The sequence below is a fragment of the Sphingobium sp. SYK-6 genome (genome assembly GCF_000283515.1).
Classification (GTDB): domain Bacteria; phylum Pseudomonadota; class Alphaproteobacteria; order Sphingomonadales; family Sphingomonadaceae; genus Sphingobium; species Sphingobium lignivorans.
This window is the reverse complement of sequence record NC_015976.1, coordinates 2,385,686-2,406,002: the sequence shown is the minus strand read 5'-3', so window position 1 is coordinate 2,406,002 and position 20,317 is coordinate 2,385,686. Positions and strand designations below refer to the sequence as shown.

Genomic DNA, 20,317 nt, shown 5'->3' with positions numbered 1-20,317 from the left:
GGCAGGCGGCTAGTTTCGGTTTACCGTCGTCGGTGGTTCATACGGGCGCTGGCTCCGGTTCGTCCGGATCGCCTTCCGTCTCTGGGGCGGGCGTGGCGGCGCGCAGGTTGCGCAGGCAGGTCAGCGATCCGTTGATATGCGGTGCCATCGTGGGATCAGCGAGATAGGTGGGCTGCAGCGCTTCCAGCGCGGCGATCATCGCGCCATAGGGCTCGGATGTGACCAGGTCGTGCAAGTCATTCATGTCAGGTCCTTTCAGGTTATTGGCCAGCCTTCATGGATGTCGATCGCCATGAGCGCTGAGATTGAAGTCGCAGCGCCGATTTCCGTTTCCAACGCCCACGACCGCGCGTAGACATCGCTGCGATACTGGGAGAAGCGCACGCCGACCTGCCGGAGCTGCGTCGGCGTCAGGGTATCGATGAACGTGTTGTCGGCGAGCTTCCATGTCACTGCTTCCGGCAGCGCCATGCCGAGCGCCTCAAGCTCGCGGAACTCGGCGAGCTTGCCAGCGATATTGTCCCGCCCCGCCTGATCGCTGTCGAACCTGCCGAACACCGTGGGCGTGACGAGGAACGCTGCGTCGCGGATGCGCTTCACCGCTTCCCAGCGCTCGACCTTGGCGAGGGCCAGTTCAACGCCGGGATCGGCCGCGCGCAGCACGAATATGATCTCGTCCCCATCCTTCGCCGTGTGGAAATCGGCAGGGTCTCCGAGCGCTTCGTTAAAGACGTAGAGGCTGTAGCCGTCAGGCGTCGGATATTGCGCAGCCAGCTCGACGGACGCGACTTCGATGCGGCTGATCGACATGCCGGTTTCGGGGTCCACGACGAACAGATGCACGGTCATTTCATCGCGAACCTTCGATAGGAGATGTACGAATTATTGAACGTAGCCGTCCCTCCGGTGCAGACCGCGCGCAGGACATAGTGGATCAGCCCGGCCGGATGCGTGCCGTCTTCCACGGTAAATGTGCGCGTCTGGGCCCCGGAGACGCCCAGAAAGCTGTTGCTGTCCCCGATATAGCCCCCGAGCGTCGAACTGAGGACCCCGTTGACGTAGCGGTCGACATAGACGATGCCGATGAAGCTTGAGGACGCGGTGATCTGCGCGCGAATTCGCAGATAAATGAAATCGTCCGCGCCGCACGCTATGCCCGATGTCGCGAGCAGGGGCAGGCTTGAGCTGGTGGTGTCGTTCATGTTCACGGGGCTCACCTGCGTGGCGCTGGTCGCCGTGTTGATCGCCCCCGGAACGATGGCCGCCAGATCGACGCCAGCGTCCGTCACGAACTTGCTGGCCGTGATCGTATCCACCGCGATTGTCAGCGCGGTCACGGCGTTGGCCGCGATCTTCCCGGCGATGATGGCCCCCGCCGCGATCTTGTCCGCCGTGATCTGCTCGCTGCCGATATTCCCGGCCGCAATCGTGTTGGCGGCGATACGGTCGCCGGTGATGGAGCCGGCGACAATCTTGGAAGCCGTGATGCTGCCGTCGACGAGCAGTTCGGCGCTCGCCGCTACGTCCAGCTTGAGCGCGGTGATCGATCGGTGACTGGCGCTCGCGACTGATCCATCATTGTAGACGACCTGCTGAATGAAACAGGTGCCTTCTGGGACGACTTGCTGCGCGGTGAATGTTTGCGGTGAGGACGTGCCGGCGGGGATATTGATCGAGAGATAGACGGGAATGACCGCATTATTCTTGTCGCGGAACAACAGAGTCGCAATCATGGCATCAGCGCCCGGATTGAGCGCCCTGAAGCGAAGCCTGAGCACCTGACCGACGCCGGAGAACGGCAGCACTGCGCCCCATGCATACTTAATCGTCGCTCCGATCGGCGCCAGCGTGAGGCCGCTTGGGGCACCAAGCGCCTCTATGAAGTTACCGGTAGCGCTATTTTCCGGGAACCAACCCCCAGCATCCACGCCGCCACCGGCCCAATAGGTCGGGTCGCGGAAATAGGGGTCCGGTATCAGGCTTTCCGGAATAATCGCCAGCTTGTTGGTGGTGACCGCCCCGGCGGCGATCTCGCTTGCCGAGATCGCGCCGGCCGCGATCTGCGCTGCCGTGATGGTGTCAGCTGCGATCTGCGTCGCTGTGACCGCTCCGGCGGCGATTTTCGCCGTGGTGATACTCCCGGCAAGTATCTCATTGGACGTGACGGCATTGGCGGCGATTTTTCCTGCCACCACGGCACCGGCCGCGATCTCGCTGGCGCTGATCGCGCCTGCGGCGATTTGCCCCGCCGTGATCGTATCGGCGGCGATCTCGTTCGCCGTTACCGCGCCCGCGGCGAGCTTGGCGGTCGTGATCGCCCCAGCCGCGATGTCAATGGCCTGGATAGTGCCCGCAGCGATCTTCCCGGCAATCACTGACCCAGCTGCCAGTTCAGACGCCGTAATTGCCCCCGCCGCGATCTGCGCTGCCGTGATGGTGTCAGCTGCGATCTGGGCGGCGGTAACGGAACCGGCGGCGAGCTTGGGCGTGCTGATCGCGCCGTCCGTGATCTGCGTCGAGGTGATTTGCCCGGTGATCTTCGCCGCCGAAATCGCCGCAAGCTGGCTGTCAGACAGCGTTCCTGTGACCTTGCTCGCGGCCATCCCGGCAATCTGCGCGTCCGTGACGGTGCCGGTGAGATCACTGGTCGGGACAGTCGCCACATAGGCCGAACCATTCCAGCGGTACATCTTGCCGTCGGTGGTGTTGAAGACGGTGCGCGTCGAGAGCGAGCCCGGCACGGCGCTGACAATCGTCACGGGTTGTATGCCGGATGCGAATTTGGCCGTGGTCAGCGCCGCATCTGCGATTTGCGCCGTTATGATGGTGCCCGTCAGATCGGTCGTGGGGACCGTAGCGACATAGGCCGAACCATTCCAGCGATAGAGCTTCCCATCGGTCGTATTGAACACGGCGCGGGTGGACAGAGAGCCCGGCACGCTGCTGACGATTGCCACCGGCTGTATGCCCGACGCGAATTTGGCGATGCTGACCGCGCCATCGGAGATCTGGCTCGCAATGATCTGTCCGGAGATGTCCGTGGCCTCAACAGCCTTCGTCCATGCGCTGGCGTGATAGCGATAGAGCTTGCCGTCCGTATCGAGGAACACGACGCGGCCTTCGAACAGATTGGTGGTCGGCAGAGAGGAAACGATTTCGTAACCGACTATCGTCCTGGTGACCTTGAATATCTGAGTCAGTGGCACGCCGGCATATATTGCGGTCAGCGTAAGTGAGCCATTGTCGACGGTAAGGCCGGTGACCGAATAATCGCCGTCCGCATTTATAGAGCCTGTCACACCCGCAGAAGCGGAAGAACTGAACTCGACAGACGATGCCGGGACAACAGTATTGCCCTGCTTGACGATGAAAGTGCCGGAAGCCCCGGCTGTGGATACCAGAGTTCCATCGGCATATGCGAATATATTGAAGGAAGGATTGGTTAGTTGGCCGGTAAGGACAAACTCTCCGCTGATGCCTTCAAGTGCGTCCTGTATATCTCCTATCTGAGTTTCAACCGTGCTTCGAAAATCATCTATTGACGTCCCGTCGCCATATTTCGGATCGACGATATCCTGATAGATGGGGTTCAGATACGGGTCATAGGTGGTTGGTTCTACGGGCTCGATTGCCGGGCGCTCGTCAGCATCCCACAGATAGATATCTGCATGCTCAACCTGGAGTACCATCGGCACTTGGCCGTCAACCTGAACGGCGGTCTGGACGACACGAAACAGCTTGTTGGTCCACCCAAGCGGGGCGAAGGTCAAACGGACAACGTCGTTCTTCTGAACCCTCCATGCGCGGTGACCGAAAGTCGCCGTGAAGCGACCAGAATAGAGCATCCGCGCGATGCGCTGCTTGGCGAGTCGCTGGGCCTGTCGCGCATCCTGCACGGTCTGGAAATTGACAGGCTGATAGCGATCAATCCCGTCAGGGCTATCGATGCGCACTTCCGGGAAGTCGACCGCCTGATAAAGCGACTGAGGCGACGGATCGATGAACGTGCCGCGCACGACGTTGAACATTTCTTCAAGCGGCGCGGTCTGATCCCATGTGAAGGCGCCCAGAATGTCGTCTTCGGAAAAGTCGGCGATCGGCGTGGCGAGGTCGTTGTGCGCGACCGTGATCCTGATCTTGCCGTCGAGGTCGTCCAGCTCGGCGTTCATGCTGGCCTTGAGCTGGTCCAGCACGACCGACGTGGGATCACCTTCGGAGAACAGGCCGTCGCTGCGATAGCGCGGCTGCGTCCCGCCACCGGCGAGCGCCACCGGCTCATCGCACAGGTTCGCCGCCGTGATGAAGCTGGCGAGGTCTATGCGTGCCGGCGGAATCCCCTTGCCGACAGCGAGACGCCATTCGCTCGTGACGGGGTTCTGGATGCGCCAGCCAAGGAGATACCAGAGCGTTTGCAGGGCCGGGTTGCGGGCTGCGTCATCATCCCAGCCCCAGGTAGTCTGATCGTCCGCACGCATGGGGCCGAAGCCACCCGGAACGGTACTGTCGAGGCGTGGATCATAGACCAATGCGCCTTTGCCAACGATGGTGACGCGCGACGGGATGGACTGCGCGAACGGGCTTTCGGCCTTCTTGCTGTTGCCCGAGACCTTGAAGCGCAGATACATCCACGCAAGGCCGGTATATCGGCGCGTGTTACCCATGCGCGGGCTGATGTTCTTGGCGTTCGCCGCGCTCCCCTCGGTGTAGCCCTCGACGCCGAGATATCCCAGGAACTCGGCGGCGATACCCCCGGTGGCCGTCCACGCCAGTTTGTCGTCAAGCCAAAGCTCATCGATCGATGCAATCTTGTGGCTGGCAAGGACAACGAACCGGTGGACCTCGTCCTGCTCCGCGCCGGTGATCTCCTGATCGCGGATATCAGTCGCCAGCGCCGTCTTGCCGAACCCGAGCTTGCGAAAGGCCTTCGTGTCGATACTCGCCGTCAGGCGGTCGGTCGTTGCAGGAGAGACGGAGGGCGCCTTGGGGCGTGTGAGCAGCGAGGCGCCGACCGAGACGACACCGGCCACGGTCATGACAGCCGTAGCCGACGCGATGCCTGCGATAATGGTCGCGCCAGCGATTGCCCCGACGCCGGTCGCGATGGCGAGTCCCGCCGCGACGATGCCGGCGACCTTGCCGACCGCCTTTATAACGCCACTCATCCGACGCTCCAGGCATGCGACCAGTCCGGCCGGGGAATGCGCTCAAGGCCCGGCCCAGCCTCGGGGAGCCGCATGAAAAGCGCATCGGCACCGATGCAGATGCCAACCGCGCCGTCGTGCATCACAACGTCCCCGCGCCGGGCGTAGCCGACAGGCTTGGGCGGAAGCAGCGTATCGAAGGTGTCCTTGAGCGTCCCGGCGCCATATTTCCTGAGCGCTTTGGCCGAGCCAGCCGCCGTCGAATATTTGCCCCGGAACCGCGCGGCGATGTCAGCGTCCGTCATCGCCAGCACGGCATCGGCCGTATAAAGGGCACAGTCGCTCGCCCCCCATTCGAACACGATCGCATCGAACCGTTCAGCGAGATATGCGGACAGCCGCACCTCCCAATCGGGGCGACGCGCGATCATTTGAGCGGCTGCCCGGAATATCCGACCGGGCGAGCGCCACCGCCGGAATTGGTCTGCGTGTTGCTCATCAGCGGATTGCCGGATATGCCATTCGCGATGGCGATGCTGGCGCGTGCCGACAGGTCGCCGGGATCGAACAATTCCTGATCGAGATAGGTCCGGTTACTCGCCTCGCTGAATGCAGCGAGGTAGCTTTCAATGGTCAGTTCGATGGTCTGCGACTGCGGTTCGCCGGAAATGGCGAGCGAGGTCATGTATCCCGTGTAATAGTGCTGGATCGCGCCCTGCTGGGCACCAGCCACATCGCGGATCATCCGCCAGAGCATCGCCGTTCGCCCCTGCCAGTTGGCGCGGTCGCCGATCGTGTTCAGCGTATCGTTGTCGAGATCGCGCAGGCCGGAGAGTCTGGCCATGACGCTGTCAGAGCCGCCGCCCTTCACATTGACCGGGCCGATATCAACGAGCCTGCCGGTTACCCCAAGGAACGTCTGGTCGTTCATTTCCGGATAGGGCGTGCCGGTAATGAGCAGGTCCACGCCGAGCGTGTTGATGCGAAACGGATCGCCGACGATGTCGAGGAAGCAGAAAAAGCCCGGGCGGATGAAGTCGTGATCCAGCGCCGCCGATGCCGTTGCGTCGGGGCGGCTCACAACGCCTCCTCTGCGACGATCTGGAAGACGCTCACGCCATTGCTGAGCTTCCAGCCTTGCCGACTGTCAGTGAGTGCCGCCATGAGGAAGGGGTTGATCGTTTCGACTATCGCCCCGGTCGTTGGCGTCTCGGTCAGTTCAGGGACGAACGTGGCTGTCCCCTGACCGGAGCCGTTCGTGACCAGATCGGCGGTAAGCATCACGAGCCGATGCCTCCCGGACGGGAGGGGCACGGTCATATACTGTCCACCTTTCAGGACGGTCGCCGAGTTCGGTAGCCCCTCAAGCGGAAGGCTAGTGAATGGCCCGCCACCGGCACGGACCGTGGGGTTAGAGCCGGCGCGCTGGCTGCACGCGACCGGGAAGCGAAACCAGTTCAGGGGGCCGCGCAGGGAGAGCAGGAACAGGCGCCACGGGCGCTCGTCTTCCTCCGTCGCGATATCCGGAACCGTCGCGCTGGCGTACCATTTCTGCACGCCCGGCATGCCAGTGACACGCCTGCGTCCGGTCCATGCGCTGCGGTTGACCTGAAAATTCTGGTCAAGTTCGATCTCGACATCTTCAAGGTCGCCGGCAGGCATGGTGATTTCGGCCATGCGCGCGAGGGTAGGGCGATGGCCGGAACTGGATTACCGTCGTCAGAGGCGCGGGCGGGTCATGTCGCGCATCGTCTCAGCCTTCGCGGCCTGGATGAGGCCTGGGCCGTTCTGGCGCACAACTTCCACGGCGACAGGAACGCTCGCCTCCTGCACCCGCGCCGTGAACACGTCGTTGTCCATCGTGATCGCGACCCGGATCGTGCCATTCATCGCGGAGGCAGGCGAGGCCGCCGAAACGCCGGTCATTGAGCGGGCTGACGACAGGGCGTCGAGATTGGCGACCCCGATGCGTTGCACGGCGCTGGCGGGGATCACATACTCGCCCTTGTGGACGAAGCCGGCCACGTCGCCCGGATTGCCGTCGCCCGTGTAGCCACCGGAGGCAAACCCATATTTCGCGGCAGTCTGGGGATTGAACACGATGTCGGCGCCGGATGCTGCGGCCCCGGCGCCGCCGATCCCGAACAACCCGCCGATCGTGCCGAGAATGCCGCCAACGCCCGCGCCACCGAAAATCGCCTGCTGCGCGGCAAGGCGGATCATGTCACGAATGATGCCGTTGAGAACATCGCCCGCAACGCCACCGAGCTTGATGAACTCCGTCGAGGCGTCGGCAAGACCATCGGTGAGGCGATCAACTGCATCCAGCTCGATATTCTGGATCGCGTCGCCCATGTTGGCGGCGGTTTCCCGAACATCGCGGCGACGGCGCTCAAGGGGGGATTCATAGCGGCGGCCGATTTCCTCGGCTTCCATTCCGCGGAGTTGCCCGAGGATGGCGAGGCGCGCGTTGGCGATGTCCTTCTGCGCCTTGGTGGCGGTTTCGCTGGCGAGAACCGCTTCAAGTTCCGCCCGCTCCTGCTCATAGGCGAGGTCAAGAAGTCTGAACTCAAGCCGCGCGCGCTCATCTCTCGTCTCAGCCAACCGGGCCTGTGCGGAAGCGATGTCGCGGTCATTGGCGATCTCGCCGGACATGACGTCAAGTTGCTCGCGCGCCAGTGCCTCGCGCTCGTTGATGTTGATCCGCTCGCGCTCGATTTCGGCTGTCTTGTCGGCCTGCGCCTGAAGGGCGGCCTTCTGCGCATCGGAGTAGTTCTTGTCCGCCTGCACGTCGGATTTGTAGCGTTCGACGGCGATGGCGAGCGCCTGCCGCTCAAGCGCAGCCTGTTCCTCGGCGCCGATCGCGATGCTGCGCCGCGCTTCGATGGTGCGCTGTATCTCGTTTGAAAGCTCGCTCTGGAAGCGGGCCTCGATTTCTTCCGCAGTCGGGCCGGCGCGGCCTTTCTTCTTTTTCTTGTCATCGCCTGCCGGCGCAGGAGCGGGGCTCTTTTCATTGAACGCTGCATCAGGCGTTGCGAGAATGACCTTCGCCTCCTGCCGCGCGTTCTGCGCGATGGCCTGAAGCGCGCCCCTCTCCGCTTGCAGGCTCTCGAATGCCTTGTTGATGACCTCGTTTGACTTCTGCCCGCCGAGCGCGGCATTGATGCGCGAAAGCGTTTCGTTTGGCTTTCCGTATGAATCGATCTCGGCAATCCGGCGCTCTGCCTCGACGGCGCGCAATGTCGCCGTTGCGGCCGCAGCGAATTTCGCGTTCTTGGCCAGTTGCGATGCGGCGTCGGATGCGAATTTCATCGCCCGGCCGATGCTGAACACGTCGCCTGTCGCCGATGACGACTTATCGCCAAGGTTTTCGACCTCGACGCCAGCCTTTCTGGCGCGCTCCTCAGCCGCGCTGAGGCTGTCAGCGGACACCTGAAGCTGGTTCTTCAGGTCTTCAGATGCGGCTTTCGCGGCATTGGCCTGGATCACATAATAGCCAACGCCAAGGGTCAGCGCCGTGACGGCCAACCCAACCGGGCCACCGAACGCAGCGAGCAATGCCCTTCCAGTCGCGGCGCCAACCGCACCAACAGTGGTCAGAGCGGTTGATGCGCGTGTCGCTTGAAGCGTCATCGCATTGAAGCTGGCAGCGGTCGTGGCGGCTGCGATCTGCGTGCGAACAAGGCCCGCACCGGCCACAACCATACTCGCGGCAAAGCGCCCGGCCAGCACGGCAGCGATAACGGCAAGGGCTCCGGCTGCGAGGTCGAGATTGTCGGCCAGCTTCTGGATGCCGATCGCCAGCGCCGCCGAGACGCCATTGGCCTTTGCGGCCTCGCCAACATAGGCGGTGAGTTGACTGTTCAGGCTCTCGAATGCGCCGGATATCGTCAGCGTCGCCTTGGCGGCCTGGCTTTCCAGCGCCGTGGCACCGGCAAGGATCGCCTGGTAGAATTCCTGGCTGCTGACCTTCCCGTCGATGACGGCCTGCCGCAGCTTGGCGACCGAACCGCCATATTTCTCGGCGTTTGCCGCCGCCTGCAACAAGGGGCGCAGGCCGCCCTCGTTGATCTGGTTGAATTCCTCTGCGCGCACTGTGCCGGAGGCGAGCGCCTGTTGAAGCCCGAGGATGGCCCCGGATGCCGCCGTGGCGCTGGTGCCGGTGATGAGCAGAGATTGCGCCGTCGCCTCGGTCAGCCTGACGATCTCTGCTTGAGATGCGCCGAGTTCCTTGCCGGCCTGCGTGGCGTTGCCGAACAGGGAGGACAGGCTTTCCAGCGACACGCCGTAGCGCGCCGACAGTTCAAGGAGCTGTTGCTGCACCTTGGCGAGTTCCTGCCCCTCAAGCCCGGCGACGCGAAGGCTGTTCTGCACGCGGGTGAAGCCGTCGATCAGCCCGACCAGCTCGCGCCCGGTAAAGGCGGCGCCCAGTGTCCCGGCCAGCCCCTTCAGGCTCGCGCCTATCGCGCCTGACGATTTCCTGAATTGCGCTTCAAGGTTTTGGACAGAGCGCTCTTGCCTGCCCATGGTGCTCTCCACGAGACGCGCCGTATTGCGCATCTCGGCCTGAAACTTGCCGTTGTCGACCAGCAAGCGGAGGATGACGGGATCGACCTCGGGCATGCCATCATGCTAGGTTTCATGATTGGAGTGGATTACCGTCGTCGGGTGAGGATGGCGGCTTTCGATCATGGAGGAAGGTGATGGCCAAGGTTCATGTTCATGCGGGTGATTGGGGCAAGGGGGCCGGCCAATTCACCTTCGGCTCTTTTGCGCTGCCGAAGGGAGGCTGGGGAGGATTTGAGGGCATCCCGGCATCTCAGCTCCAATCGATCGAACAGGCCACCGAAGAGGCCGTAAAGCGGGTCGGCGGCACTGTCGGATGGGGTATAGTCGGCGCCACATTGCTTGGCCCGGTCGGGCTGCTCGCAGGATTGCTTGCGGGAGGGCGCGGGAAAGACGTCACATTCGTGGCAGTATTCAAGGACGGCCGGAAGTTCCTCGGCACGACAGACAGCAAGGCCTTCGTGAAAATGAAGGCTGCGACGTTTTAGGGTGCGCCCCGATGCGCCCCGACAAAGCGCCCCTCTGCCGCCAAGCGCGCTGCCATGACCGCCCCAAGCTGCTCCGGATCACCGCCTGAACTGGGCTTTTCACCGGAGTTCGCTGCGTTATGCGCCTCCAGCGCCTCGAAATAGCCGCTGAGCGACAGTCGCTCCCAATCGAGCCCTAGCTGTCCGCAGTTGGCGAGGATTTGCCCTTTCGAGATCGCGGAGATTTTACCGTGTCTTCGGCTGCTTCCTTTTTTTTTAACTGCACACCGTTGATCGCGGCATTGAGGATCGTCCACGCGAGGAACGCGGCCTCGACGGCCGGCGCATTCGGGAAAAGATAGGATTCGACCAGTTCAGCGGCACGCATCGGGCCGACCTCGATCTCCTGCCCGTCGACCAACGCTTTGCCGCCGCCGATCAGGCCTTGCAGGATAACGTTGCGGGCATCAGCAATGATGGCCGTGCCGCCGCCGAGATAGACGGGCTTGTCCTCATGGACGCCGAGCCCGCCGCCGATCTCGTCATAAAGCTGGAAGATCGAGACCGGGTAGCGCTTGTCGTGCCGGAAGCCCTGGGGACCGCGCTCGATTTCCACGATGCGCGGCATGGGAAGCCAAAAGCTGTATCGGCCACCGGCGAAAGCGGCCTCAACGCGGGTTTCCATTATTCAGGGGCGCCCTCGGTCCAGATGCCATCGCTGGCCAGAGCCACGTCGGCATTGCTTTCATCGCCGACGCCGCTGGTCGCCGAGGTGAGGTTGAACGCACCTTCGATCAGGTGAATGATTTCGCCCTCGGGCGTGTTGTCGTATTTGCCGAGGTGAATTTCGTAGTTCTTCACCTTGCCGAGCGCTTCATTGTAGCGCGCGATGTCCGGAATATTAATCGCACCGTTGGCCGTGATGTCCATCTGCTTGCTGTTCGTGCGCGATCGCCGATATGCAGGCGTGCCCGGAGCGGCGCAGTCGCGGCGCGCGCGGTCGGTGGTGTTCGCCGTGCGGCTGATGTTGACCTGATCGAGGCCGCACAGGATGGTGAAGACCTCGGGGGTGGCGCCATCACCCATCTTCACGACAGCGAAATCGGCTTCAACGGGAAGGCTCACGGGCATATCTCCGGCTTCATGATGGCCGAAGGTTAGGACGCGCTACGCCGTGGGTTTACCGTCGTCGCCGTCCACGACCCGGAAACGCGAGCGCCGCTGATCTGCCTCCCAATCCGATTGCTCTGGCGCCATGGATTCGACGATGAGGCACCGCATTTCATGAGCCGCCTCGCCATCGCCATCGGCCGCCAGCCTGTCAGCCGCCGCATCGATGTCGTCCGGATCGATAGCCTCGGATTTGAGGAGCTGGATCAACAGGGCACGCAACATGCGCTCGGCGAGGGGTTGATCCATCTGCCCTGTATATCAGCCGTTGTAGACGCGCGCCAGCACGCTCGAAATCGCATGCCACGCATCCGCCTCGCCAGCGTCCATCATGAGGCGGGACGAGCGGACGATGAACTTGTAGTGTCGGCCTTCGACCTCATAGGCGTGGGCCTGTAGAGCCTCGACCACGGCCTCATTGATCCGGGCAGCGTGATCGCGCGCCGTCTCCACCATCTGTCCTGAACCATTGCGTCGGGGCTTGGCGAACGAATGGACAAGGAACGTCACTTCCGAGCGCGCCGTGCATCCCCGGCCCTGCGGAATGGCCTGCGTTCCATCAAGGCGAATGAACGGCCAAGCGGGAGCCTCGGCGACGGGTTCGATCTGCGCCGCCGGAACAAGGGCGGCAAGGCCCGCATCAGCTTTCAGGCTGATCGTTGCTGCCCGTTCGGTTTGCCGGAGCAGGTCTCCCGCCATTCTTTGGTCCCTTCTCAAGAGCGCCGGCCTTTTCGGCGGCAGCGGCGACTTCGTTGCTGACTTCCATTTCGGCGCCCGCCGGATAGCGCGCCTCGCGCAGGGCATCGATCTTGTGACGGTAGGTCTTTGCGAACTTCACGGTCTGCATCATTCAGTTCCTCTGCTGGTCTTGACGGCGCGGTCCACGGCGCGGCGGACGAGCTGGGTGACCTCGGTTTTCTTTGCGTCGCGGGCGAGTTGAAGGTAGGGGCGAGCGCCCATGCGCGACGTGCCATCATGGACATAGCCGGCGTAAGGAGCGTTTACCGATATTTCGACGACAAGGGGCGCGATTTGATTAGTTTCGTGGCTGTCCGCGAGCAGGTGAGTGTCCGCATTCGGGTAGCCGCCTACGGGACCGGGGGTGTGATTTTTCCCCGACACCGCACCTGAGGTGATGCCGATCTGGCTCTCGACCTGGATGAGTTCTCCGGCAGCGAAGAGAGCTTTACCGACTCTCCTAACAGTCGCTTCGCCAGCTAATTTTCGCAGGCGAGCGACATGTGCCTTGGCTCCAATCATTTTTGATCGAGCCATGCCCAAGTCCTACCATTCAAGACGTCTGCAACAGTCTCCCCATCAACTCCAAACATCCGCCCGAGCCGACCTTGCGAGAAGCTTCCTTGCAAAAGCCTGATCGCTCGCACCTGATCTTCAGTCAAAATCGAGCTGGATGAATCCTCGCCGCGAACCTGCGTGCCGTGGGCAACGCGATCGGCCGCATTTTCTAACGGGGTTGCCCAGCGCAGATGCTTTGGGTTAACGCAACCATCGTGCCCCCTGCCGCAAGAATGGGCGGCCTGCAAATTGGAATCGACAGGTTCGCCGTGCGCCAGAATGCACATAACTCTGTGAGCCTGCGCTCCAATTGCGCAGTTTATCCGGCCTCGCCCATCCCCGCCCCGAGCGAACGGCCAAATTAGGCATTCATCACCAGAATACCTTACCCTTTCGCGGAGCCACTGCTCGGGCTCGCCATCCATCGCTTTAGCGGGTGCTGTGGTGCCTCGCCGATAAGTCATGCGGTAGTGACGAGCGCAAAGACCCTTTCGGCCACGATCCGGCTTCGAAATACATCCTGAGACTGAACAGCGCTCGGCGAGCGGCTGCTTGATCTTAAGTTGCTGCGGATCGCCGTGGTTGTGGAAGCGCCATAGATGGGCTGCGCACCAACCACGGCCCTTTACCTTCTTGCCACAACCATCAATCGAGCATACTCGTTCGTCAGCCATTATCGTCTCCACAACAGACATTTTGGTCAGGGCCGGGTGACGCTCCAACGTCATTCCGGCCCGCTGATTTATGGCAGAACCGCGCGATTCATGCAACGAAATCATGCCTTTCGCCCCCTCCCGACCCATCCGATTGCCACCGGGTCCCGCTCAAGCGACGATACGAGCCATGTGCCGGCGTGCGGGCCGTCGAGCACTTCTATGCGCGCCTCAGTCCCCAGATTGCCCGTGAGCGATGCTGAGAGGACGATGAAGCGCACATCGCGATCGACATAGCTGCCATCCCGGCGCATCTCGTCGGTGGCGATATCGATCTGGCAGGAGCAGTCGCGATATGACACAGTGCCTGGCGTGACGATGGAGCCGCCCGTATCATAGACCGCGTCCGTCTCGCCAATCACGCGCGCCGCATGGAACGGGCCACCGAGCGCGGACGAAAACGCCGCACCGATACCGGCGAAGGCGTCGGCAAGGCTCATAGGCACGGCCTCGCGCAACCCACCAGACGCGGCGAGCCGAACAACCGGCGCTGGATGCGGGCGAGTTCAATGCCATAGGGCGTGGAGCCGAGCCCACCCTTCGCGCGCGCGGACACGACGCTATCGGAGATGGTCGCAGAGAAGGTGCCGGATTTGACACTGGTCGCCCCGGTCGCAATCAGCACATCAGCCCCAGCAGCCCCGCCGATGCCCTGCGATGCGAGGTAATGCGCCGTCTGTAGCTCCGTGGCGCGCTGTTGCGCGGTGCCATAGGCGTCCGTGATCTCGGCCTCGGCCTCGCTCGCCCATGCTGCGTAAGCGGCCTCCTGAAGCGCCGGGAAGGCAACATACTTGGCCTTGAAGTCGGCGAGGGGGAGGCGGGCATAAGCCATGGGCGGTCCTTAAAATGAAGGCCGCCGCGTGTGTGACGAGGCGGCCTCAGTGCGTCGATCGGATGACGAAATCAGTTCTGCGTCTTGCTACCAGCCTTCGACCCGCCGGGCTTGCCGTCGCCATCTGCATCGAACTTGGCGATCTGCGCCTTGAGATCGGCCACTTCCTTCTTGAGCGCCGCGTTCTCAGCCTGCACGGCATCGATGAGAGCAGCGTCGTCAGGCTCAGCCTTGCCTGCCTTGCCCAGATCGGGAACGTCTCCGACGATATCGCCCGCGTCGATCTCGACCGTTTCGCCCGGCTCGATCCAGCGCGTGGTGCCGTTCTTGAGGTTGACGCCCTTGGGCCCGGCAGTGTGGTTTGTCAGCTTCTTCATGGCGAGCGCTCCTTAAATGCCGTCGCGGTAGGAGACCGCCTTCGGACGATAGATTTCGAGCTGACCGACGTTCATGATGCCGTCCACCCGCCACGCGAGCGAGGAAATCGGGTGCATCGGCATGAACGTGAACGCGCCGGGCAGGAAGAATTCCAGCACGCCCGGATTGCGCGCATAGGCGATCATGCGCTTGGTCGAGGAAGCGCCCGCCGTTTCCAGCCACTGCATGGGCAGGATGTTGAGCGGCTGCCGGGAGATCGCGGTGTAGGCGTTGTTGGCCTGGATATAGGCCAGCACCGTCATCCCCGTATCTCCCACCCGCGCGGTCGACGCGTCGAGGAAGCTGGACGTTGGCAGCAGCAGCGTGTCGGCCATCTCCGTTTCCTTCGTGTTCGTGAACACGTCGGTGATGGCCAGATTGACATCGCGGACCTTCTTGTCGGCGTCCTTGGTGGACCATGCCGTTGCCGATCCGGTGCCGTCCGCCGGAACGTTGGCAGTCGGCACGCCGCCGTTGTTGATGAGCCCGGTAAAGCCCTTCTCCGTTGAGCCGGTCATTCCGCGATCGAAGATGAACTTCTCCGCGATCTTGCGCGCGTCCGAGGCGTCGCGGCTCGCCAGATCGACGCCCATCTTCGACGCGCGGTTCACCTCCTGAAGCGAAAGCTCGTATCCGCAGCCGGCGAGGAAGAAGTTGGTGACGCCCTGCGACATCTGCTTGGACACGTTCGGGATGTCGAAGCCCTTGGCCGAGATATACTCGGCGCGACCGGCGGGGCCGTTCAGGCTGGTGACGATCGTGCCCACGTCCCACATGTCGCCGTCTTCATTGACGGGCATGTAGGTCGCATAGTCGAACGCCGGATACTTCTCCTCGAAGACCGTGGAGTGCATGCGGTAGAGGGCGGGGGTTGCGAACCCCACCGCCTGCTGCGCGTCCGTGAAAATCTGACCAGTCATTGTGTCTTACCCCCTTAGCGGACGATGCGCAGACGGCAGACGCCGCCGCTCGCAACAGTTTCATCGAAGACCGCCGGAATGGCGGTGTTGCTCGAAGACGTGTCGACGAATGCGCCGGCACTGGTGACGTAAGCCGCCGCGCCATCCGTCACGTCCTCGCCAACGATCACGTAGATGCAGCCCTCGAAAAGGATGCCGGCGGTCGAATATTGCGGGTAGGTGTCCACGGCGCCGCTGACCGTCGTCGGGACGATGGCGCGATCAGCGATGGTCACGCCCATGAAGGTGTTTGCTGCCGGGGTGGCGGTCACGCCGTGGTCGCCGGACCCGCGAAAGACGGCCTTGCCGAACGCGATGCCGGCGCTATCCTCGACGGTGCGCGAGATGCGATTGCTCGTCTCGCCGTTCGCGATCATGCCCGGATAGCCCTTGGCGTAATCGGTGGCGTAGGTGCTCTGAACCGTAATAGCCATGTCGATGTCTCCTTACGCCGCCGCGCCGAAAGCGGGCGTCTTCCAGGCATTGCGGCGCTGGTCGCTGAGCTTGCGCTGGGCGTCGGCGAATTCGGCTGCGGCATCCCCAAGAACGACCGGTGCCCCGAGCGGCTGAACGGTCGCGCCCTGCGTCGGCTTCACGTCCTTGGTCAGCGTTTCGAACGCGATCTTGACGTGCTCATCGGTGTAGGTGTTGCCCGGCATCGCCTTGTCGACGACCGCCTTCATGATGGCGGCCTCATCCATGGCGTCGGTCACGGTCACGCCCGATGCCTTCGCCTTGTCGACGATCAGCGCATAGGCCTTGCCGGCCTCGCGCATCTGGGCCGGGGTCAGCTTCGCGTCGGCGAGCTGCTGCTTGAGGGATGCGATCTCGGCATCCTTTGCGACAGCGGCGGCGTCGGCAGCGACCACCTTGGCCTCTGCTTCGATCGCGCGGGCCTGAACATCCTTGAACTGCGCCTCACGCGCATCATTTGCGATCCGAACGGCCTCGCCGTTCGTCGCATCGACTTCGGCGTCGCCGATCCTGATCTTCATTGTCGGTTTCTCCTGGGAGTTGGGGCGCTCATCAATCACGCGAAGTTCCGGCCCGCCCCGAGCGGCAGGAACAAAAGCGATGTGGTTGATCCGAATGTTGGTCTGGTAGGCGTCGCAGGCGGTGCCGTCCGGGTGCTTGCCGTCAGTGGGGAAGACGAGTTCCGTCGAATACCCCATGGAAATCTGCTTGTGCGTGGTGGTGGCAGCCTTCACGGCCTGCGCATCGCGGACGATGATCGGCACGCGGACCTTTTGGCCGTCCGGAACAATGTCGCCGTGGATCTCGCCGCGACCATACTCACGCCAGTTGTCGGCGGTGACCGCGACCGGGGGATGGTCGATTGTCACTGGCGCCGCCGAATAAGAGGCGAGGCTGTCCAGCTTGAAAACTTCGCTCTCGGGGCGGTAGACCTTCGCGACGGCCTTGTCGCGCAAGCCGTGCTTGTTATCAGGATCGACCTCTTGGCCTAGATAATCCTGAAGGCCGGTTCTTGCTGCGAACACCTCAGCCACGAGCGAACCATCCCGGCAAATCCGGACGCCGTTCGACGCATCAAGGGTGTCGCATAGTTGGACCATGCCCCGAAACTAAGCGGGGCATGCGCATGGGTTTACCGTCGTCAGCGTTGAAGCCCATGGCCTTCGGAGTATCCAAACTCGACCTCAGCAGCCTTTCTTGCAGCGATCGCATCTACCCTGTTCTCGAACGAGCCGAGAAACAGGTTTTTGCCATTTCCGCGAATGGTGGCGTGCCAGCGCAGCGAATTCAGGTCGAGCTTCACTCCCGTTATCCCACTGCGATTGTTGCGGCGCATGCCACGATTCCGTGCGTTAACGGATCGCGGCACATCGCGAAGGTTCGCGACCCGATTATCGTCCTTCACCCCGTTGATGTGGTCAATTTCGCCCTTGGGCCAGACGCCATGCACAATGGCCCACACTACTCTTGATGCGCGGAATGATGAGCGGAGGAGAAGCCCCTTCAAATATCCGTCCTCTGTGCGAACCAAGAACGCTTCCCTGCCTGCATACTTCGCGTTCCAAGTTGAATAGGAACGTCGGTCAGAGAACCATTCCATGCCCCTCTTGCGCCAAAACAGCTTCCCCGTCTCCGGCTCATAGCGGAGCAGTTGGCGGCACAACTCGGGCGTGATATCGGATCGGTTAGCCATGTGATGTCGCCTCATCATAGGGTCAGGGCCGGGCGCTGTTGACGCAGCGTTACCGGCCCGAATTTCTTAGCATTTTACTGATTCCCCGCCAAGCTCAATCGCCCATCAAGTCAATCCAGGCCTGCGTTCTGCACCCGCAAAACGGCGGCTGTGAGACCCAATCGCCGGGCGCGACTGTCTCGCTGCCGTCCACCGCCCGCTTCGTCTCCAGATAGTAACGCTTGCCGTCGCGCGCGGCATGGTGCTTGCGCGGATGGAGCTTGCGGCTCGATCTCCAGATGACTTGCTCAATTCCCGCCTGCCTCTGGCGCTCCTCCGCGAGCGAACCGCTGATCTTCGACAGTTGATCGCTGGCGACGTTGAGTGACCGCTTACGGGACAGACTCACCGCGTCGCGCAGATCCTTTGCCACGTTACGGGCAGGACGCCGTTCACTGAGCCCCCGAAACACTGCATCCGAGATGCGAGCCTGAGCCTGCGCGCTGACATCGCGCACCAGCGCCACATTGCGTTCGATGAATGATTCAAGCGTGCCGCGCACGTCTTCCGGCCCCATGAGAGAATCAATCGCGACATCGGTGGCACTGAGCACCGCGCCAGCCCACTTCTGCCTCTGGGATCGCTCCACACGCAAAGCCCAGTCCCGAATGTTCGGCGTCAGGATCAACAGCAGCCGTTGCACCGCCGCGCTGGCCCCGTCGATCTCCGCGCGCACATCGGCCGGGCTGTCGGTGACCATCTCCGCAAGCGTCCGCGCATAGACCGCCTCAATGCGGGGGAGGGCGGCGGTCCATGTGTCGATAACCGGCTTGTAGACGGAACGGTAGAGGTCCGTGGCCAGCACGCCGGGCATGACGATCTCGCGCAGGGCGATGGATTGGCGGCGGGTGTTCCGTTGCTGGCGGGCTAGCTGGGCGAGGTTGTAACGCACGGCTCAAACACCGTCAGTGTAGCAATCCCGACGGCAGACCGGGCAGGCGATCTTCAGGCCTTCCTCATTGCGGACGCTCGACCAATATTGAGCGTCTTCGCGCAGGAAGGAGAATTTCGTGCGGCAATGGAGGCAGCGGAGTTCATAGCGCTTTTTCTCGGGCAGTTCGCCACGCTCGATGATGTCGACGCTCATTCCTCGCCCTTTTTGTCATTCGCAGCACGGCGGGCGGCCCCACTTCCTGAGCCGCCACGCTCGGCAGATAGGTCAGGATCACCTCCTCTCGCTTGGATTGCACTTGGATCCGAGCCGTCATCATCCGGTGCGACGCCATAACGTTCGTCTTCCGGGATATCTTCCAACGCCACATCGATGCCGGGCAGGTAACCGTTCTCGACAAGCCAGTTCTGGAAGCTCTTGGCGAAGGCCTCATCAGGCACCGCGCCGGTCGCCTGCACCTTTTCGATCGCGCCCATCATGACGGCGAAGGTGTCGGCCGCCTCTTTCTCGCTCGGCGTCGAAAGCGGCGCGAACTGCCACCAGATGTCCTCGCCAGAAACGCCAGCGGATGCCAGCAGGAAGGGATCAAGCTGCTTGAGGCATGGCCCTGTTTCGAGTTTCTGCCCTGTGGTGACGGCCTTGACCCAGTTCAGGTCATCATATGCACCGGTCGCGTTCATACCAGCAGGCGAGCGCCCGGTCAGACGGGTGAACGGAATGTCCGACACGGCGGCGACGCGCTGGTCGAAGGCGTCCATCATGGCCGGGATGCCGGCCCATGTGACCTGAAAGTCATCGATCTTTTCGCCGCCAGATTCCCCGACGCCATCCTTGGTGGGCAAGCTGTAAAGCGTGGCGTTCAGCGCGTTCTCACCCTGCGCGATGAGGGCGATGCGCTTGTTCAGTTCGTCCTGATCGTAATCGGTAAGATTGGACACCCCAAACCGCAGCAGCTTGGCCTTGCGCACGAGCGCCGCGAACCACGCCTGCACCTCATCGGAGCGGGAAACCTCGGTGTAGACGCGCAGGAGCCTGCTATCGCCCCAAAAAGCATCCTCATCGCTGATTGCGGCACCGGCGGGCAGGCGCGCGCCACGGAAGCAGATGACGCGGCTCGGATGGATGTTCGCCCGCGTCGCGGCCCCGTTGTCCATCTCCCACATGCGGGGCTGGCCATATTCCGGGCTGGCGAGGTCTTTGATCCAGTCCCTGCCGCTGATCTGCCAGCGCGAGACGACGTTGATCGCGATGATGCCACCCTCGCGGATCATCTCGGGCGTCAGTGGGGTCGAATGGTCGCCGGCCGTGATGATGACGAGAGCACCGCCACCAATGCCGCGCAGGGTTTCCGCTTCCAGCACCTTGCCTTGCAGGCCAAGACGCTCTTCCTCGGCCTCAATCGCCGCGATCTGGTCCTTTTCCGCCTGCCAGTCGCGCCACTCGCGAACGCGGTCCTCGGCCGGGATCGTGATGACCTTGCGCATCATGCCCGACGCCATGTAGGCCGCGATAGCGAGCTGGTGCGTGAAGAAGCCCGGGAGCAGACCGGCGCCAGCCATATAGGGCGGCATGTTCATCGCCCCGAGCGAGGCAAAGGCAGCGCCGAGCCCGTCCTTCAGGCGAACTGATCGAATGCGGCCACCAGACATGGCGATGAG

25 protein-coding genes are annotated in these 20,317 nt (G+C 62.7%); 1 reads left to right on the top strand and 24 read right to left on the bottom strand.

The annotated features are described in order from the left end of the window. Positions 1–37: 37 nt before the first annotated feature. From SLG_RS11005 to SLG_RS10975, 7 genes are read right to left on the bottom strand one after another with little or no spacing between them, the layout of a single operon-like run. The gene (locus SLG_RS11005; RefSeq protein ID WP_014076544.1) at positions 38–244 is read right to left on the bottom strand and encodes a hypothetical protein; all 207 of its coding nucleotides are present in this window, start codon (positions 242–244) and stop codon (positions 38–40) included. 11 nt (positions 245–255) lie between these two features. After that, complete coding sequence (locus tag SLG_RS11000) at positions 256–849, bottom strand: DUF4376 domain-containing protein (protein ID WP_014076543.1); 594 nt, start codon at positions 847–849, stop codon at positions 256–258. Further along, positions 846–5,162 (bottom strand): hypothetical protein, encoded by a 4,317-nt coding sequence (locus SLG_RS10995; protein ID WP_014076542.1) that lies wholly within the window; start codon positions 5,160–5,162, stop codon positions 846–848. The genes SLG_RS11000 and SLG_RS10995 overlap by 4 nt, the downstream gene beginning before the upstream one ends. Then, positions 5,159–5,572 carry a DUF6950 family protein gene (locus SLG_RS10990; RefSeq protein WP_014076541.1) on the bottom strand — a complete coding sequence of 138 codons (414 nt, stop codon included), beginning with the start codon at positions 5,570–5,572 and terminating at the stop codon, positions 5,159–5,161. Before SLG_RS10990 ends, SLG_RS10995 begins: the two co-directional genes overlap by 4 nt. Next, positions 5,569–6,222, bottom strand: a complete 654-nt coding sequence (locus tag SLG_RS10985) for a hypothetical protein (RefSeq protein ID WP_014076540.1) — start codon at positions 6,220–6,222, stop codon at positions 5,569–5,571. Before SLG_RS10985 ends, SLG_RS10990 begins: the two co-directional genes overlap by 4 nt. Further along, the gene (locus SLG_RS10980; protein WP_014076539.1) at positions 6,219–6,818 is read right to left on the bottom strand and encodes a hypothetical protein; all 600 of its coding nucleotides are present in this window, start codon (positions 6,816–6,818) and stop codon (positions 6,219–6,221) included. Before SLG_RS10980 ends, SLG_RS10985 begins: the two co-directional genes overlap by 4 nt. 42 nt (positions 6,819–6,860) lie before the next feature. Next, positions 6,861–9,764: a tape measure protein gene (locus SLG_RS10975; RefSeq protein WP_014076538.1), complete on the bottom strand. Its 2,904-nt coding sequence runs from the start codon at positions 9,762–9,764 to the stop codon at positions 6,861–6,863. An 80-nt stretch (positions 9,765–9,844) separates the two neighbouring features. On the opposite strand from SLG_RS10975, the gene SLG_RS10970 reads away from it, so the two are divergent. Further along, positions 9,845–10,195 carry a hypothetical protein gene (locus tag SLG_RS10970; protein ID WP_014076537.1) on the top strand — a complete coding sequence of 117 codons (351 nt, stop codon included), beginning with the start codon at positions 9,845–9,847 and terminating at the stop codon, positions 10,193–10,195. A 175-nt stretch (positions 10,196–10,370) separates the two neighbouring features. Here the strand turns inward: SLG_RS10970 and SLG_RS10965 are convergent, their stop codons facing one another. The 17 genes from SLG_RS10965 to SLG_RS10890 form a co-directional block, all read right to left on the bottom strand. Continuing rightward, a complete protein-coding gene (locus SLG_RS10965) occupies positions 10,371–10,802 on the bottom strand; it encodes a hypothetical protein (protein WP_148276564.1) in 432 nt (143 codons plus the stop codon). Between the two features lie 56 nt (positions 10,803–10,858). Beyond that, a complete protein-coding gene (locus SLG_RS10960; RefSeq protein ID WP_014076535.1) occupies positions 10,859–11,305 on the bottom strand; it encodes a hypothetical protein in 447 nt (148 codons plus the stop codon). A gap of 36 nt (positions 11,306–11,341) precedes the next feature. Continuing rightward, positions 11,342–11,593, bottom strand: a complete 252-nt coding sequence (locus SLG_RS10955; RefSeq protein WP_014076534.1) for a hypothetical protein — start codon at positions 11,591–11,593, stop codon at positions 11,342–11,344. Positions 11,594–11,605: 12 nt separating this feature from the next. After that, positions 11,606–12,043, bottom strand: a complete 438-nt coding sequence (gp17, locus tag SLG_RS20930; protein WP_158512715.1) for a tail completion protein gp17 — start codon at positions 12,041–12,043, stop codon at positions 11,606–11,608. Next, complete coding sequence (locus SLG_RS21740; RefSeq protein ID WP_014076532.1) at positions 11,985–12,194, bottom strand: hypothetical protein; 210 nt, start codon at positions 12,192–12,194, stop codon at positions 11,985–11,987. Before SLG_RS21740 ends, gp17 begins: the two co-directional genes overlap by 59 nt. Continuing rightward, a complete protein-coding gene (locus SLG_RS10940; RefSeq protein WP_148276726.1) occupies positions 12,191–12,604 on the bottom strand; it encodes an HK97 gp10 family phage protein in 414 nt (137 codons plus the stop codon). Before SLG_RS10940 ends, SLG_RS21740 begins: the two co-directional genes overlap by 4 nt. Next, the gene (locus SLG_RS21355) at positions 12,601–13,314 is read right to left on the bottom strand and encodes an HNH endonuclease (protein ID WP_231848666.1); all 714 of its coding nucleotides are present in this window, start codon (positions 13,312–13,314) and stop codon (positions 12,601–12,603) included. Before SLG_RS21355 ends, SLG_RS10940 begins: the two co-directional genes overlap by 4 nt. A 101-nt stretch (positions 13,315–13,415) precedes the next feature. Beyond that, positions 13,416–13,793, bottom strand: coding sequence for a hypothetical protein (locus SLG_RS10935; protein ID WP_014076530.1), 378 nt, complete (start codon positions 13,791–13,793; stop codon positions 13,416–13,418). Then, positions 13,790–14,185, bottom strand: coding sequence for a DUF4054 domain-containing protein (locus tag SLG_RS10930; protein WP_014076529.1), 396 nt, complete (start codon positions 14,183–14,185; stop codon positions 13,790–13,792). The genes SLG_RS10935 and SLG_RS10930 overlap by 4 nt, the downstream gene beginning before the upstream one ends. A 71-nt stretch (positions 14,186–14,256) precedes the next feature. Next, positions 14,257–14,562: a hypothetical protein gene (locus SLG_RS10925; protein WP_014076528.1), complete on the bottom strand. Its 306-nt coding sequence runs from the start codon at positions 14,560–14,562 to the stop codon at positions 14,257–14,259. A 12-nt stretch (positions 14,563–14,574) separates the two neighbouring features. Then, positions 14,575–15,522 carry a DUF2184 domain-containing protein gene (locus SLG_RS10920; RefSeq protein WP_014076527.1) on the bottom strand — a complete coding sequence of 316 codons (948 nt, stop codon included), beginning with the start codon at positions 15,520–15,522 and terminating at the stop codon, positions 14,575–14,577. 14 nt (positions 15,523–15,536) lie between these two features. After that, complete coding sequence (locus tag SLG_RS10915; RefSeq protein WP_014076526.1) at positions 15,537–15,995, bottom strand: structural cement protein Gp24; 459 nt, start codon at positions 15,993–15,995, stop codon at positions 15,537–15,539. A 12-nt stretch (positions 15,996–16,007) separates the two neighbouring features. Then, complete coding sequence (locus tag SLG_RS10910; RefSeq protein WP_014076525.1) at positions 16,008–17,135, bottom strand: DUF2213 domain-containing protein; 1,128 nt, start codon at positions 17,133–17,135, stop codon at positions 16,008–16,010. Between the two features lie 41 nt (positions 17,136–17,176). After that, positions 17,177–17,728 carry an HNH endonuclease gene (locus SLG_RS20680; protein WP_014076524.1) on the bottom strand — a complete coding sequence of 184 codons (552 nt, stop codon included), beginning with the start codon at positions 17,726–17,728 and terminating at the stop codon, positions 17,177–17,179. A 94-nt stretch (positions 17,729–17,822) separates the two neighbouring features. Further along, complete coding sequence (locus SLG_RS10900) at positions 17,823–18,659, bottom strand: phage minor head protein (RefSeq protein WP_014076523.1); 837 nt, start codon at positions 18,657–18,659, stop codon at positions 17,823–17,825. A gap of 3 nt (positions 18,660–18,662) precedes the next feature. Continuing rightward, on the bottom strand, positions 18,663–18,854 hold the full coding sequence (locus SLG_RS10895; protein WP_014076522.1) for a hypothetical protein: 192 nt from the start codon (positions 18,852–18,854) through the stop codon (positions 18,663–18,665). Further along, positions 18,851–20,308: a phage portal protein gene (locus SLG_RS10890; RefSeq protein ID WP_014076521.1), complete on the bottom strand. Its 1,458-nt coding sequence runs from the start codon at positions 20,306–20,308 to the stop codon at positions 18,851–18,853. Before SLG_RS10890 ends, SLG_RS10895 begins: the two co-directional genes overlap by 4 nt. Positions 20,309–20,317 lie beyond the last annotated feature (9 nt).